The sequence below is a fragment of the Pseudoalteromonas luteoviolacea genome (assembly GCF_000814765.1).
Lineage (GTDB): Bacteria > Pseudomonadota > Gammaproteobacteria > Enterobacterales > Alteromonadaceae > Pseudoalteromonas > Pseudoalteromonas luteoviolacea_H.
On the sequence record NZ_JWIC01000004.1, the window covers coordinates 613,911 to 630,195 of the forward strand.

15 protein-coding genes are annotated in these 16,285 nt (G+C 42.9%); 14 read left to right on the forward strand and 1 reads right to left on the reverse strand.

What is annotated here, in order from left to right:
* The first annotated feature begins 24 nt into the window (after positions 1-24).
* On the forward strand, positions 25-360 hold the full coding sequence (locus JF50_RS05935; RefSeq protein WP_039608513.1) for a hypothetical protein: 336 nt from the start codon (positions 25-27) through the stop codon (positions 358-360).
* A 52-nt stretch (positions 361-412) separates the two neighbouring features.
* Here the strand turns inward: JF50_RS05935 and mutH are convergent, their stop codons facing one another.
* Positions 413-1,087, reverse strand: coding sequence for a DNA mismatch repair endonuclease MutH (mutH, locus tag JF50_RS05940; RefSeq protein ID WP_419177497.1), 675 nt, complete (start codon positions 1,085-1,087; stop codon positions 413-415).
* A gap of 427 nt (positions 1,088-1,514) precedes the next feature.
* Between mutH and rppH the strand changes: the two genes are divergently transcribed.
* The 13 genes from rppH to JF50_RS06005 all read left to right on the forward strand — a co-directional run bounded on the left by rppH (position 1,515) and on the right by JF50_RS06005 (position 16,283).
* Complete coding sequence (gene rppH, locus JF50_RS05945) at positions 1,515-2,033, forward strand: RNA pyrophosphohydrolase (protein WP_039608514.1); 519 nt, start codon at positions 1,515-1,517, stop codon at positions 2,031-2,033.
* 13 nt (positions 2,034-2,046) lie between these two features.
* Positions 2,047-4,332: a phosphoenolpyruvate--protein phosphotransferase gene (gene ptsP, locus JF50_RS05950; RefSeq protein ID WP_039608515.1), complete on the forward strand. Its 2,286-nt coding sequence runs from the start codon at positions 2,047-2,049 to the stop codon at positions 4,330-4,332.
* 417 nt (positions 4,333-4,749) lie between these two features.
* Positions 4,750-5,550, forward strand: coding sequence for a prolipoprotein diacylglyceryl transferase (gene lgt, locus JF50_RS05955; protein WP_039608516.1), 801 nt, complete (start codon positions 4,750-4,752; stop codon positions 5,548-5,550).
* A 116-nt stretch (positions 5,551-5,666) separates the two neighbouring features.
* A complete protein-coding gene (locus JF50_RS05960) occupies positions 5,667-6,080 on the forward strand; it encodes a hypothetical protein (protein WP_152614466.1) in 414 nt (137 codons plus the stop codon).
* A 141-nt stretch (positions 6,081-6,221) separates the two neighbouring features.
* Positions 6,222-6,710, forward strand: a complete 489-nt coding sequence (locus JF50_RS05965; protein ID WP_039608518.1) for a DUF411 domain-containing protein — start codon at positions 6,222-6,224, stop codon at positions 6,708-6,710.
* A gap of 94 nt (positions 6,711-6,804) precedes the next feature.
* Entirely contained in the window at positions 6,805-8,529 is a 1,725-nt protein-coding gene (locus JF50_RS05970) for an efflux RND transporter periplasmic adaptor subunit (RefSeq protein WP_039608519.1), read from the forward strand.
* 12 nt (positions 8,530-8,541) lie between these two features.
* Entirely contained in the window at positions 8,542-11,682 is a 3,141-nt protein-coding gene (locus JF50_RS05975; RefSeq protein ID WP_039608520.1) for an efflux RND transporter permease subunit, read from the forward strand.
* A 181-nt stretch (positions 11,683-11,863) separates the two neighbouring features.
* Positions 11,864-12,715 (forward strand): thymidylate synthase, encoded by an 852-nt coding sequence (locus JF50_RS05980; protein WP_039608521.1) that lies wholly within the window; start codon positions 11,864-11,866, stop codon positions 12,713-12,715.
* 357 nt (positions 12,716-13,072) lie between these two features.
* Positions 13,073-13,378, forward strand: a complete 306-nt coding sequence (locus JF50_RS05985) for a hypothetical protein (protein ID WP_039608522.1) — start codon at positions 13,073-13,075, stop codon at positions 13,376-13,378.
* 207 nt (positions 13,379-13,585) lie between these two features.
* The gene (locus JF50_RS05990) at positions 13,586-14,221 is read left to right on the forward strand and encodes a hypothetical protein (protein ID WP_039608523.1); all 636 of its coding nucleotides are present in this window, start codon (positions 13,586-13,588) and stop codon (positions 14,219-14,221) included.
* Between the two features lie 144 nt (positions 14,222-14,365).
* On the forward strand, positions 14,366-14,962 hold the full coding sequence (locus tag JF50_RS05995; protein ID WP_039608524.1) for a DUF4402 domain-containing protein: 597 nt from the start codon (positions 14,366-14,368) through the stop codon (positions 14,960-14,962).
* A gap of 76 nt (positions 14,963-15,038) precedes the next feature.
* Entirely contained in the window at positions 15,039-15,464 is a 426-nt protein-coding gene (locus JF50_RS06000) for a DUF4402 domain-containing protein (protein ID WP_039608525.1), read from the forward strand.
* Positions 15,465-15,473: 9 nt separating this feature from the next.
* Positions 15,474-16,283, forward strand: a complete 810-nt coding sequence (locus JF50_RS06005) for a molecular chaperone (protein WP_039608526.1) — start codon at positions 15,474-15,476, stop codon at positions 16,281-16,283.
* Positions 16,284-16,285 lie beyond the last annotated feature (2 nt).

A 16,285-nucleotide genomic window follows, 5' to 3' on the forward strand; every position in this document is an offset into this window, starting at 1 on the left:
GCCTCTCTATACTTAAGCGCAGCATTGAGCTTCAATGTATCTGCGACAAATACTCATTACTGCTTTGGCAAAGTATCAAATGTACAATTATCAACTAATGGATACGTTTCCGCCTCATTTAGTGGTGTTGGTTCTACACCGTTAAAAGTTACAAATTCAGTAGTATGTAACTTAAATGGAGTGACTGATGGCCATACTGGTGAATACTGTAATGCTATGTATAGTGCATTATTATTAGCTATGTCATCTCAAAATACAGTAACAATGTGGTTTAAAAACAATGAATCTAGTTGCCCTACGGGAGATTGGATTTCACTTGTATCAAAAGGGTTATATCACTTTAGAGTGGTTAAAGTGTAATCTCGTAGTAGATTTTTTCTAATATAAGATTATTGGCGAATTAAATGGGTGTTTAATTCGCAAATTGATTGAGCAGAATCGTGTGTGTAAATTGCGTTTTTAAATAAAATCCTCTCGGTAGTGTTTTAATTAACCCCCCTTGTGGACCAATGGCATCAGTTAAAGCTTTGCTGTTGGCCGCTTTTGGTCTGATTTGCATAACTTCACCTAGGTGACCTGATATTTCATTTACACGTCCAGTTGCGATTAATTCGATCTGTTCTTCCCAATCACGTTGTAATTGTGCCTCTTGCTGAGAGTCAGGTTGCCATAAAAAACCGCTGCCAATCGTTCTATCCACAGGCGCAATGTCTCGCTCAGCTAATATGGGCAACCATAAAACGTGGTTAAGCTTTCTTCTGACGCTAGAATGTAGCCAAGTGAGTCCTGTTAGGTTGGTCAGAGGCACGACAGAAACATACGTGGTCTCTAGTGGCTTGCCAGCATAACTGAGAGGAAGGGTTTTAAGCTCTACCCCGATATGCTCAAAATCAGGCACAGGTTTTGATCCAGCACTGGCACCTAATACATATTCAATCAGTTGACCAGGCCAGCCTTTTTCTCTAAGTAAGTCATCTGGGCTTTTAAAATGATACTGCGCAGCAAGTTCGCCAAGCGTTAACCCTGCGATTGCTTCGACTCGTTGTAGTAATTCAGGAATGGTTGTCGGTGGTGAGGGTTTTATCATGGCCTTGTATTTATTGACTTTGATCTTGGTGTATTTTAACAGAATCCCCCTGAGATTGTGGATTAAGTTGATTTGTTTGTTTTTTGTACTGAGTGTGGGTGTTGTTATTTTGTGCAGCTTAAAGTGGGGTGTGAATATTTTAAGGTTATGATTTTAATGGTTTTTATGGTTGGTTTGTATGTTTTACTTATCATCTAATAAGCAATGATTTGGATAAATACAGATATATGAACAACATTATCCACAGTTTCTGTGGAGAAGTTGGTGTTTTAGCGCTGATTCTGTGGATTTGTTTGTAAAATCTACTTATTTACTGAGAGTTATGCACAAGCTGTGAGTAACTTGAGTAAAAGCAGGAATAATATTTGCTGATGCCAGCCAGATATGGAACAATCAAATAAAATAGACATAAGAATGAGGCGCTAAGGTGATTGATGCCGAAGGATTTCGTGCCAATGTGGGAATTGTCATATGTAACAACCAAGGGCAAGTTTTTTGGGCAAGGCGTTACGGCCAGCATTCTTGGCAGTTTCCCCAAGGGGGCGTGGATGAAGGTGAAACCCCTGAACAAACAATGTATCGAGAACTTCACGAAGAAGTGGGTTTGAGACCGGAAGACGTAGAAATCGTTGCGAGCTCAAAGCATTGGTTAAGATACAAGTTGCCCAAAAGGTTAATTCGTAAAGACTCTAGTCCGGTATGTATTGGGCAAAAGCAGAAGTGGTTTTTACTCAAGCTCAGATGTAAAGATGAAGAGGTAGATTTACTTAGAACGCATCATCCGGAGTTTGATGATTGGCGCTGGGTAAGCTATTGGTACCCTGTTAGACAGGTGGTCTCGTTCAAAAGAGATGTGTACAGAAGAGTAATGAAAGAGTTTGCTCCATTTGCTATGCCTTTTAATCGTAAAGAGCATAATCATAAAGAGCACTGGCGAAGACGATAGATAGGATGTGAAAGTGCTAGCAACGTTAAGGTCAATTGCGCAATCGGTATCTCAGCAAGAGAATTTAAATGATGCTTTAAACCTTTTCGTTGTCATGGTTAAAAATGCGATGCAAACCGACTGTTGCTCAATTTACTTTGCGGACTATAGTCAAGATAATTTCGTATTGATGGCCAGTGATGGGCTTAACCCAGATGCTGTAGGGCAATTTCGTATAGGTTTCACAGAGGGGCTTGTTGGACTTGTTGCTCAGCGTGAAGAAACCATTAATATCGCCCAAGCCCAACTGCATCCTCGTTTTAAACATTCACCAGAGGTACAGGAAGAAGGATATCATGCCTTTTTATCTGTGCCTGTCGTCCACCAGCGTAAAGTGCTGGGAGTGATTGTAGTTCAACAAAAAAATACCCGAGAATTTAGTAATGATGAAGAGTCTTTTCTCATTACTTTGTCTGCACAGCTGGCCTCTCAACTTGCTCATGTTGAACTACAGACTTTGCTGAAACAAGACGCCAATAATCATAAAACTTCAGTACTAAAAGGGGTGGCCAGTACCCCAGGCATCGCTTTAGGTAAAGCGTATGTTGTTTTGCCTAAGTTGAACTTTTCTAGTATCGAATCGAGCAAACACAATAATCTAAGTGAGCAAAAAAGGCTTTTCAAGCAGGCTGTTGAGGCGACTCGGCATGAATTTCATGTACTGGCTAACCGCCTATCGCTGACTTTACCTAAAGAAGCTTTAGCTGTATTTGAAGTGTATCAACAATTGTTAGATGCACGTAGCTTAGGGCTGCAAGTGACACAGGAGTTGGAGCAAGGTTGGGATGCTAAGTCTGCACTAAAACATGTGATAGAAGACTTGGTAAAGCAGTTTGAGGCGATGCAAGACCCTTATATCAAAGAGCGAGCCGTAGATGTAAACGACTTAGGGCTGCGTGTCTTGCATCATCTTGTGAGTACGGAGTCTGTTTCAAAGTCTTATCACGAGCATACTATTTTAGTTGCAGAAACACTGACGCCAACTATGTTAGCCCACATCCCTAAGGAGAATTTAGTGGGGGTTGTGAGTGTGCATGGGTCGGCCAATTCACATGCTTCTATTTTAACTCGCGCAATGGGGATCCCTGCAATTTGGGGGATTGAAAATGTGCCTTTGCTGCAATTTGAAGATAAAGAAATAATTCTTGACGCTTATGCAGGCAGAGTCTACGTCTCACCTTCTAAAGTATTGTCATCAGAATATGAGGCGCTACGCCAAAAAGAAAGCCAATTACATGATAAGTTTGATGCCGAGCATAACCTACCGCCAGTGACTCTTGATGGTGAGCGGATAAGCTTGTTGCTTAATGCGGGACTTGATTTGTCGTCTGAACATGTCAGCGCTAAATTCAGCGACGGAGTGGGGTTATACCGAACTGAATCATGGTTTATGCAACGCGGACAGTTTCCGTCCCAAGCAGAGCAGGAGCAGTGTTACAGAGAGGTTTTATCATTGTACCATCCAGAACCGGTGGTGATGAGAACGCTGGACATTGGTGGTGATAAGGTTTTAGATTACTTTGATATTGAAGAAGAGAACCCATTTTTGGGGTGGCGAGGTATACGGGTTACTTTGGATCATCCTGAATTATTTCTCGATCAATTGAAAGCCATGATCAAAGCCAATGCGGGCTTGGGTAACTTGCGCATTATGCTGCCTATGATCAGTCATACCGAAGAAGTTGACGAGGCGTTGGCCCTACTTGAACAAGCTTATTTTGAATTGCAAGAAGAGTGGGCAGACCAATTCTACCAAATAGATAAGCCAGAAGTTGGTGTAATGATTGAGGTGCCTTCCAGCATCTTTTTGCTGCCAGAGTGGGCTGAGAAAGTCGATTTTTGCTCAGTTGGCAGTAATGATCTTACTCAATATCTGTTGGCAGTAGATAGGGCTAATTCTCGTGTTGCCAAGCTGTTTGAACCTTATCATCCAAGTGTATTGAGAGCCTTGAACCGCATCGCGACAGAGTGCCAATCGCTGGAGCTACCCTTTAGTTTGTGTGGTGAACTGGGCTCTGAGCCTGAAGGGGCTATTTTACTTGTCGCGATGGGGTATCGAAAATTAAGTATGAATATTTCGGCATTGAATAAAGTTAAATGGGTATTGCGAAGATTAAAGGTGAAAGATATGGAAGCACTGCTTGAACAGTGCTTACAGGCATCCAGTGCCATTCAAGTACATCGTTACTTACAAGACTTTATCGTTGAGCAAGGCTTGGGTGAAATCATTTATACACAAAGCGGCGTGGACAACCTGTAATTGCATTAGTACCTGTGAAGCGAATTAGGTATTTATCCTCTGGGCATAATTGCTCTATAAGTCCTATTCAGTATTAAGTACATGACACCTACCTTTATGTCATTATGAGAGTGGCGAGGGGAGGTTTTGTGTTGCATTGGCAGCCACTGCACCGTTAATCTGCGTAAATAAACGTGCAAGTAATGTGTGGTATTTTATGCTGCGAAAACGTCACGTAGTTAAAAGTTAACGGTGATCAGGTTTTTTTAAGGTATGTTTACTTAGCTGGTTTATTTGGTATGGTACTGACTTCTTAGCTTTGCGCGTTGCAAAAATGTGAAAGCGATACAAAATTGACCAATAGCAACAATTAAAAAGGTGTTTGTATTCATATTGACCATGAATATAGACAAAATTTTATTTTATTGAGGGAAAGCGATGGCTTTGCAGTTTCCAGAAATCGATCCGATTATCTTTTCAGTCGGGCCTCTAAGTGTCCGTTGGTACGGCCTTATGTATTTAATTGGCTTTGCATTTGCAATGTGGTGGGCAAATAAAGAAGCTGAAAAGCCCAATTCAGGATGGACCAAAGATCAAGTCAGTGATCTGCTGTTCTACGGCATGCTAGGTGTCATTTTAGGTGGACGTATTGGTTACGTACTGTTTTATAATTTCTCTTCCTTTTTATCCGATCCGCTCATGCTATTTAAAGTATGGGAGGGGGGCATGTCCTTCCATGGTGGCGCATTGGGCGTAATAACTGCAATTTTCATTTTCGCGTGGCGCACGAATAAATCGCCTTTGGCTGTTGGGGATTTTGTTGTACCTATGGTGCCTATCGGGCTCTTAGCTGGGCGAATTGGTAACTTCATTAATGGTGAGCTTTGGGGACGTCAAACGGATGTACCTTGGGCGGTTATTTTCCCGGGTGCCCATGCCGGTGGTGTGCCAAGACACCCCTCTCAACTTTATGAAGCCTTTTTTGAAGGCCTAGTACTCTTTTTAATTTTAGTTTGGTATCGAAAGCAACCTCGCCCAGCTGGGAGTATCGCGGGTCTGTTCTTATTGGGTTATGGTGCCTTTAGATTTGCGATTGAGTATTTCCGAGAGCCAGATGCACATATTGGTTTGCATGCAGGGATCATCTCTCAGGGCCAAATTCTATCTTTGCCAATGATAATAGGTGGTCTTGGGTTAATGATTTGGGCGCATCGCCGAGAAACAGTTAAAGCTGCTTAATTCATGTAAACTGAGTGTTTAGTGGAGCCTCAGTTTCACTAAACACAAACAATAATTTATTAATGGCCATTTTAGCGTTATAGTAATGGCAGATAATCCAAACGAAGTTGAAACACGTGCGTTATTCATCTACATCAAAAAAAGCCTCTAGTGCCTTGCAGCTTTTGCTCGTAGTCACGGTATTTTTGATGTCTGTGTTTCAGCCTTTGGCCCAAGCTCAGATGATCTGTGATCATGACATGCCCATGTCAAAAGTTACGATGTCTGCACACTCAACCAGCTATGATGTCGCTGCAAAGCGCCACCAGCACAGCGATATGCATCACACTATGCCTGCTGACAACGAGATGGATTGCTGTGAAACAGAGTGTGCGTGCCCGACGAGTTTATGTGCGCCTTTTTCTCTCTTTATCAGTGAGTCTTCCGTATTTACCACATTTAAACAGCTAACAGAAAAGCCTGTATCTGCTTATACCGGTTCACCTAACCAGCATATTAACACTGTTTATAAACCCCCCATTCTGGCTTAACCCTAGGGCTATTGCGCCCAAAAATCGGTTTTCTACTGTCTAGCCACCTCTTTAAGATGTTTTTGTTATGGTACAAACGTTTTCTAAATACTTTTGACCTGACAATGGTGGCGCTTTTTCAAAAATAAAATGAGTTCCAGAATGTTTAAATTTAAATTTGTCGCCGGTGTATTATTGATTGCTGCCGTGTTTAACTTTCACACTCCTGTTTATGCGCAGCAAGGTGTAGTTCAACCATTACTCAAAGTATACAAAACCTCAACATGTGGGTGTTGTGTTAAATGGCTAACCCACTTAACACAACAGGGAGTCACCCATCAAACTTATGACCTGTCTGATTTGGGCAGTATTAAAAGCAAATTGCAGATCCTACCGCGTTATCAGTCTTGTCATACAGGTGTGAGTGAAGGGGGGTATGTATTTGAAGGTCATGTACCCGCTAAATTCATCAAGCAATTTATTACAAAGCCAGTGAAAGGAGCCATTGGCTTATCTGTGCCAGCCATGCCACTTGGCTCTCCAGGCATGGAGGTGGGGCAACGCTTTCATCCATATCAAATATTAGTGTTGATGGCTGATGGGCGCAGTTTAGTTTTTGCTGAAATTAGCACGTATGAGGAGCAGTTTTAATGCAGTTGGTATTGAATCGAGCGACTTCAAACGCATTGTTAGTTGGTTTACACCAAGGCAAAGGCTGGTCTGAAGTAAAAGGGAGTAAATGATAATGCAAGTGTCAGTTGTAAAACTATTGTTGGCTGTATTGGTTGGCGCAGCGATGGGTGCTGTACTGGTTACAATGAAAGGTAACAGTGATGTTCAGGGGGACACAAATAGAGCGCAATCAGATGAGAAAAAGCCGCTTTACTGGGTTGCGCCTATGGATGCAAATTATCGCCGTGATCAGCCGGGTAAGTCACCGATGGGTATGGATTTAGTACCTGTATACGAAGAGTCTCAAGGAGAAGATAAGTTTGGCCCAGGGGTGGTAAACATCGCGCCTAATATTGTGAATAATCTCGGGGTTAGAACAGCTGAGGTGACACTGGGCACATTGCAGCAAGATATTAATACTGTTGGGTATGTGCAATATGATGAACATAGATTGGTCCATATTCATCCACGTGTCGATGGCTGGGTAGACAACCTATACGTGAAGGCTATTGGGGATGAAGTAGAGCAAGGGCAAGCTCTTTACGACTTATATTCGCCTGAACTGGTTAACGCGCAAAAGGAAATGTTGGTTGCGCTGAAGCAAGCTGATCAGCAATTGATTGATGCTGCACGCAAGCGGTTACGCGCGCTAAAAATGTCGACCGATTTTATTGAACAGTTGATAAAAACCAAGCAAGTACGTCAGACTGTCACTTTTTATACACCGCAATCTGGTGTCGTTAAAAATCTCAAGATCCGTGAAGGTTATTATGTACAGCCTGGCACGACGATGATGAGCATAGGTCAGCTTGATCATGTCTGGGTAGAGGCGGAAGTCTTTGAGCGCGAAGCAAGCCTAGTGCAAGCAGGGATACCCGCTTCTATGACATTAGACTATCTGCCTGGCAGGGTGTGGCAAGGACAAGTTGATTATGTGTACCCCAGCTTGGATGTACAAAACCGCACGTTGCGAGTAAGGCTTAAATTTGCAAATGCGGATAAAACTCTCAAGCCCAATATGTTTGCAAAGGTCCAGATAAAACCGAATAACACCAACAACACACTGATGGTACCAAAAGAGTCTGTGATTAGAACGGGCGAACAGAATCGAGTGGTTTTAGCATTGGGAGAAGGGCAATTTAAGTCTGTTGAAGTTGAAATAGGGCGCACCGATAGAACGCATTTTGAGATTATATCAGGGCTGAATGAAGGGGAGACTGTGGTGACTTCCGCTCAGTTTTTGATTGACTCTGAGTCGAGCAAAAGTTCTGACTTTAGACGTCTGACACTCGATGAGAAGCCCCAATCGGTATGGATGCAGGGGGATATTCACAGCGTAATGGCTCAAAGCAGGCAGATCAATGTGACACATGGGCCCGTTGAAGCATGGAATTGGCCTGAGATGACGATGGACTTTGATGTGGCACAAGAGGTTGATATCAATGTGTTAAAAGCGGGGCAAACATTACATTTTGAGGTGACTCAGCGTGAATCTGGTAGCTATCAAGTGACTGGAATACATATTATGGCGGAGCCACACATTCCCACCGCGACAGTTAAAGGGGTGATTAATCATGTTTCTCATCATGAGCGCACGGTAAACATCAGTCGTGAGGCCATTGAGAAGTGGAATAGAGCTGCTGCAACCATGGACTTTTTGGTGGATGACTCATTGTCACTCGCCGATTTTAAAGTTGCACAAGAAATTTTGTTTACGTTTGAAGTCAGAGACGAGTTAGTCATCGTTGACATCAAGGGCGTTAACGACAGTGAGCATGACGCTCATACTGGCCATTGATAGGAGCCTGACGTGATTGAATCAATTATCAAGTGGTCAGTGCATAATCGATTTTTGGTGCTGTTACTTACGCTGATTTTGACATTCGGAGGCTTGTATTCAATCAAGCAAACCCCTGTAGATGCCATTCCAGATTTATCTGATGTACAGGTGATTGTAAAAACGAGTTATCCGGGACAAGCGCCGCAAGTGGTGCAAGATCAAGTTACTTTTCCATTGAGCACGGCGATGCTATCTGTACCAGGCGCAAAGACAGTGCGTGGATTTTCTTTTTTTGGAGATTCTTACGTCTATATTATTTTTGATGATGATACAGACTTATATTGGGCACGAAGCCGCGTGCTGGAGTATTTAAATCAGGCCGCGAGCAATTTGCCCAGCTCGGCTAAGCCGCAGCTTGGGCCCGACGCAACAGGGGTTGGCTGGATTTATATCTACGCATTGACAGATAAAACGGGCCGTCATGACTTGAGCCAACTAAGGAGTATTCAAGATTGGTTTTTAAAATATGAATTGCAAACGGTTTCCGGCGTTTCTGAAGTGGCCACAACTGGGGGCATGGTCAAGCAGTATCAAGTGGAAGTAGATCCTGACAAACTGAGGGCTTATGGCATTCCTTTAAACTTGATTGAAATTGCTTTGAAGCAAGGTAATCAAGAAACGGGGGCCTCAGTGATTGAAATGGCTGAAGCGGAATATATGGTCACGGCGACAGGTTATATCGATGCAATTGCTGATATTGAGCAGATCCCGCTTGGGGTGAGTGAAAATGGTGTACCTTTGACCATTGCAAACGTGGCTGATGTGCGTCTTGGACCGCAAATGCGTCGGGGCATTACTGAGCTCAATGGCGAGGGGGAAGTTGTGGGCGGTATTGTGGTGATGCGCTCTGGTGAAAACGCACAAGCGACCATTGAGGGCGTGAAGGCCAAGCTTGCATCGCTTAAGCACTCTTTACCTGAAGGTGTAGAGGTGGTTACTGTGTATGATCGCTCGCACTTGATTGAAGCTGCCGTGGACAATTTATGGCAGAAGTTGGCTGAAGAACTGCTCGTGGTAGCGGTGATCTGTGTCGTCTTTTTATTTCATTTCAGATCTTCGGTAGTAGCAGTCGTTACGTTACCACTTGGTATTTTAGCCTCATTTATCATCATGCATTTGCAGGGGATTAACGCCAATATTATGTCGTTAGGCGGTATTGCCATAGCCATCGGTGCTATGACTGATGGGGCGATTGTGATGATTGAAAATATGCACAAACATATGGAAAAAACCCCGCTGACCGATGAAAACCGCTGGGAAGTTGTCACCAAGGCGGCGTGTGAAGTCGGTCCAGCGCTATTTTTCAGTCTACTTATCATCACGGTATCATTTTTGCCTGTGTTCATATTAGAAGCACAAGAAGGCCGAATGTTTGAGCCTCTTGCCTACACAAAGACCTATGCCATGGCGGCATCTGCTGGTTTAGCCATTACATTGGTGCCTGTATTAATGGGGTACTTCATTCGAGGTAAGGTGATATCCGAGAAGAAAAACCCGTTAAATCGTATGTTAATTGCGGCGTATATGCCTGTGCTTAAACAGGTGATGCGCTTTCCTAAAAGTACGATTGTAATGGCTGTATTTGTAACGGCTGCTGGCTTTTATCCAGTCAACAAAATTGGCAGTGAATTTATGCCGCCATTGGACGAGGGGGATCTGATGTACATGCCCACCACTTACCCAGGCATTTCTATTGCTAAAGCCCGTGAACTATTGCAGCAAACAGATAAGCTTATTAGCACGGTTCCTGAGGTAGCCAGTGTATTTGGTAAGGTAGGGCGAGCAGAAACGGCAACCGATCCCGCACCATTGACTATGATTGAGACCTTTATTCAATTAAAGCCAAAGTCTCAATGGCGCGAGAGGATGACAACTGAAAGTTTAAAAGCTGAATTAGATGGCTTGATTAAATTTCCCGGTTTAACGAATGCGTGGGTCATGCCGATAAAAACGCGTATTGACATGTTAGCAACGGGGATCAAAACCCCTGTGGGTATTAAGGTGGCGGGCCCTGATCTAGAAGTCATTCAAGAGATTGGCCAGCAAATTGAGGCCATCTTGCCTGCTTTAGAGGGCACTGCGTCGGTTTACTCTGAGCGTGTTGCTGGTGGGCGTTATATTAAGGTCGATATTGATCGTGTACAGGCTAGCCGTTTTGGGCTTAATATCTCCGATATTCAGCAGGTTGTAGCGAGCGCCATTGGTGGGGCAACGATTACTCATACGGTAGAAGGCCAAGAGCGATACCCTGTGAATATTCGCTACCCCCAGCATCATCGAGATTCCCCTGAGTCGTTAGCAAGGTTACCTTTGGTGACACCGTCAGGCGCTCAAATCACACTCGGGGATGTTGCTCATATTTATATTGATGCAGGACCTGCGAGCATCAAAAGTGAAAACGCACGACTCAATGGCTGGACATACATCGATATAGTGGGGGTTGATGTCGGCTCCTATGTGGATAATGCAAAAGTATTTTTAGCAAAAGAGTTAGACCTACCCGCAGGGTACTCCATCACTTGGGCTGGCCAGTATGAATATATGCAAAGGGCACAAGAGAAATTAACCTATGTACTGCCGCTGACGTTGGCAATTATTGTTATTTTACTGTACCTAAATTTCAGAGCCATGACTGAAGTTTTGATGATTATGGTGACACTCCCCATGGCCATGATAGGTGGAATATGGTTGATGTACTTTGAAGGATTCAACTTTTCTGTGGCTGTTGGTGTCGGGTTTATCGCGTTGGCAGGGGTTGCGGTGGAAATTGGGGTGATTATGTTAGTGTATTTGAATCAAGCACTTCAGACTCTCAAAGCACGGGCTTCGCAGACCGGCACTTCAATTTCTCTCGAAGAGTACCAAGCAGCATTACTGCATGGTGCTGGCCTTAGAGTTCGGCCCGTAATGATGACAGTGATCACCATTATTGTCGGCTTACTCCCGATTTTATACGGTACTGGCGCAGGTTCTGAAGTGATGAGCCGAATCGCAGCGCCTTTGGTTGGTGGCATGACGAGTGCCGTGGTGCTGACATTAATTGTGCTACCGGCAATTTATAGTTTATTAAAACGCAAAGAAGTGGAGCGCTTCAATAAGTTTATCCGTTAGCCTTTTACATTGCTTCAAGATATTCAAAAGCGGTGCACAGAGCACCGCTTTTGTATCTGTGAGTATTGAGGTTATTTTGAGGTGTGGGTGAGTGATTATCACACTGTATTTGATGGTTTAGCTTTGGCATGCAGTGTATGATATAGCGCAGTTGAATTTAGTAGAGTGATAGGGTTAGGTAATGAGCCAATATTTAGACTTGTGTCAGCGCATTGTTGATGAGGGAAAATGGGTCGAGAACAAAAGAACAGGAAAAAGATGCCTGACAGTTATTAATGCTGATTTAACCTATCACGTTGATAAAAATGAATTTCCACTCGATACAACTCGAAAGAGCTTTTGGAAAGCTGCCATTGCCGAATTACTTGGGTATTTGCGTGGATATGACAGCGCGGCTCAGTTTAGAGAGATTGGTTGCAACACTTGGAACGCCAATGCGAATGAAAACCAAGACTGGTTAAAAAATCCAAATCGTAAAGGTGAGGACGATATGGGATTTGTTTATGGTGCTGTAGCCAGAAACTTTCCAAAGCCAGATGGTGGCAGTGTTGATTTGATTAAACAAGTGATCGATGATTTATCAAAGGGCATCGATAATCGTGGTGAGATCATCACTTTTTATCATCCGGGGTCGTTTCACTTAGGGTGTTTGCGCCCATGTATGTTTCAGCATCAGTTCTCTATTTTAGAGGGGGTATTGTATTTAAATAGTTACCAGCGAAGCCAAGATGTGCCGTTGGGTGGTAACTTTAACGCGATACAAGTCTTTACTTTATTGAAGTTGGTCGCACAGATCACAGGGCTTGAAGCAGGTAAAGCATTTCACAAGATTGTTAATGCGCATATTTATGAAGATCAACTTGAGCTGATGCGTGATGTGCAGTTAAAGCGCACGCCTTTTGAATCACCTCAGCTTCATATAAACCCTGACATTAAAACGTTTGAAGACTTAGAGACTTGGGTTACTTTGGATGATTTTGAAGTGACCAACTATCAGCATCATGATGCGATTCAATATCCGTTTTCGGTTTAAATTTCTGGATTAAAAAAAGACCTATATCGATTTTGGTTGCGCAGCGAGTTACAGGCTACCTAGTTCGGCATATTGGTTGTAGGTTTTTTTAGGCGCTGATTACCGATATTAAGGTAGTCAGTATGCTCTAAAGAGTGTATGAATTGAGCATCTATCCCACAACAATGACCTCGTTTTATTTTAAGCTAACAAGGTCTTTGGTAAATTTACACGCCTTTTGCAAACGATTATGTGCGGGTCATTCTGAATATGACTCGTGATGCTTTTTAAGATGTTCATAAACACCATGTTGATTTATTGATTGGCTGTATTGAAAAGACTTTTTAGGTCCTTATATTTGACTTTCTAGGAGGAAAAATGAAAGGTGGTTTTTTAATAAAGTTCTGTTCTTTATATAAAAGTTGGGATGAGCATAGTGAGAGTAAATGGAAAAGCCAAGAAAAAAGAGGGATGTTGCATTTTGTATTGGTAGAGGGGATTCTCAAGTGGGGCCTTATTTCTTCTGCGATGTTCTTTGTATTAATTGTTTCTGGGAAAGAGATAGCAGCAAGTAAAACCTTAATTACCTCAGCCATTTGGTTGGTATTATCTATTGTATACGGCATATCAATTTGGTTTGGAACCTCTCTCTCTTATAAAAATTGGATAAATAATAAGTTATAGAAGGGTCAGTACCACCTTTTTCCAGCTGTTTTCAAATCTAATGATTAGAGTTTTTTAACCTCTTACATTCTATTTTTGGTCGTTTTTTGAGCTTAAACTCATCTTTTTATCCGTTTTATTGGACAAATCAGTCTTTTTTAGTCAGTCTAATGCATTAGCTTTTTAGTATGTGATTTTTGTAGCTGTTGTGTAGGTGGAATGAGTTGTATGCCTTTAAAGTTTGTAGTACCAACTTTTGCTTCAATTTTTATCATGGTTAACTTGGTTGGGTGTGCGGGTACGGAGTTGTCTCTAGATGAAAAGCTTGCCCAGCAAGAAGCAATACATGCACATAAGGCAATGTTGGCTTCCTATAAAGAGAATCGAGCCAGCATTGAAAGGTTGGCTGATATGGAAGCGGACTTAACCCAATTACTTGAGCTACTCTCAACACAAGCAGAAGTGAGTGATATTCATAGTCATCTACAACCAGCTCAAACGGTCGTTACTCACACCACAGACCCAAGCATTAAGACCGATATACCTAATACGGTTGTCGCACCGTCGCTAGCATCGGGTGTGATTGATGCGCCCAATATGATTATGCCTGACTTTGTACTTGGTATGCACCTGAGACAGGAAAATGCTCAGTCTCAGGTCGCAGTGGTACAAGCCCGAGTTGATCTGATCAGGCAAAACTACCCACTGGTGTTCAGCCATATCACAGCACGTGTCTCTGAACGAGATCCCAAGAGAAACCTATTTTATGTAACTGCCAATGGGTTTACTTCTGTACAAGAAGCTAAGGTGTTTTGTAAAGCGATGTCGAGTATCACAAGGCGTTGCTCTGAATTGAAAAATTAGATATAAATGTATATATATGGGTACATTGGTGCGTTCCAATTGAATACACTTTGTGTACTTTTTTAGAGTAATAACTCTTTATGCATTGGTGAAAAATAAATAGAGCCGTTGCTTATTTTGGCGACGCTTTAAAAGGATAAGAGTATGAAAAAGAGTTTAAATCAACTAGCTTTATTTGCTGTTATTGCGGGATTACCGCTCTGTGCTGCTGCGACCCAAAAAGCTACTTTTGATGCCAAGGTCACTGTAAAAAATGCCTTTGAACTGGTGAAAAATCAAGACTTAGATTTTGGTACAATCCGAGCGGTTGCTGATAATACTGGCACAGATACCGCAACTCTGACTATTCCAGCAGATGCAACTCAATCCCCTACAGTGGCGTCGACCAATATCAGTAATGCTGAAATTGCAATTTTGTCTGCTGGTAGCCCTGCACAATTTAAAATTTCGGGCGTTGTGCCATTTGCTAGTTTATCGATTACAGATCCAGTTGAGACGGATGTATCTTTATCTGTTGGCAGTGGTACTGGTGCAGCAGGGTTTACACTAGGTTCATTCACTTATTATATTGAAACAGGCGCTTCGAGCTCAACACCTGTCGTGGGCAAGCAAATTCAGGTAGATGCAAATGGTGAGGCGGTATTTAATGTTGGGGCGACGTTATCAACAACGACCGGCAACGCAGCTAATTACTTAGACGGCGCTTATGTTGGTACTTTTACATTGGAATTGAGCTACTAGCCTTTTGATGTTCAGTGCCTATTTGAACAGGGCGTGCCAAATAAGATATCTCGGCACCGTATTATGTTGTCTACTCATGGTGAGTAGCACTATCACGAGTGCGCGTATTGAAGTAGTCACGCCTTTGGATTTTGGCACCATTCTTATCTCTGATCATACCAATAAGAGTCGTATTCAAATCGGTGTTAACGGGCGAAATGTAACAAGCGGTTCAGTACACTTGGTATCTGGAGGTCAAGCTGCTGAATTAATTATCTCTTCCCTACCTGCACTGTATGATATTTCGGTCTCTACCAGTATTGTGACGCCGCTACTTTCTCACAGTAACTTACCTGTGCAGGGCATAAATCTGGTTGAGTTAGAGCATGTTGATCGTGTTTTTAGTGATGCTCAAGGTAACGCAGCATTGAAAGTCGGGGGTACATTAGAAGTAGATGCTCAGCCTTCCCAATACCCAGATGGTACCTATCGTGTGTGGGTTAATATTGAAGTAAATTATTAAGTTAGCAGTATGAAAAAGTATTTTTTGATCATGGGCGCTTTCGCCATTGTTGTATTTTGCCAAGTGGCGCAGGCGTCTTTGATGATATCACCTACACGGGTGGTATTTGATGAACGTCAGCGTACGGCCAAAGTGTTCTTGATTAACAATAGCCAAGAAGCTAAAACATATCGCTTGGGATGGAAAGAAAAACGTGCACTGCCAGCAGGTGGTTATCGAGATCTCCATCCTGATCAAGTAGGCCCTTGGAAACTCAGCCACTTAATGAGAGTGACACCCAGACAGGTTCATCTAGAAGCAGGTGAACGTCAAGTGGTTAAATTGGCGTTACGTCGCAAGCAAGGTATGCAAAGCGGGGAGTACCGTTCTCACCTGTTATTTCAAGCCCTGCCCACAGAACAGCAAAGTCAGTCTGAAGCCATAGGGGTGAGCTTAAATATGATCTTAAGTTACAGCATCCCTGTTATTTATCGAAAAGAGACGTTGCCACCTGAGGTAAAAGTTTCAGCGGCTAAGTTCTCGACAGGCATCAATGGGAAGCCTGTGATTGCGGTGGATATATTGAGAGAAGGATCGGCAAGTGCTTTAGGTAAGTTACAAGCAGATTGGAAGCCTGAAGGGGCTAAGGAGTGGCGTCATATTGCAACTGCCAACAACTATGCAATTTACCCCGAAGTAACAAAGGCACAGGTTGAGCTTAATCTTCTGGCTGGACAAGTTATGACAGGGAAGGGTCAACTTAGGGTGACTTATACTGGGCAGGCCGAATATCGCGATCACGCTTTTTCACAGCGTATATTTAACATCACTACTCAGTGAAT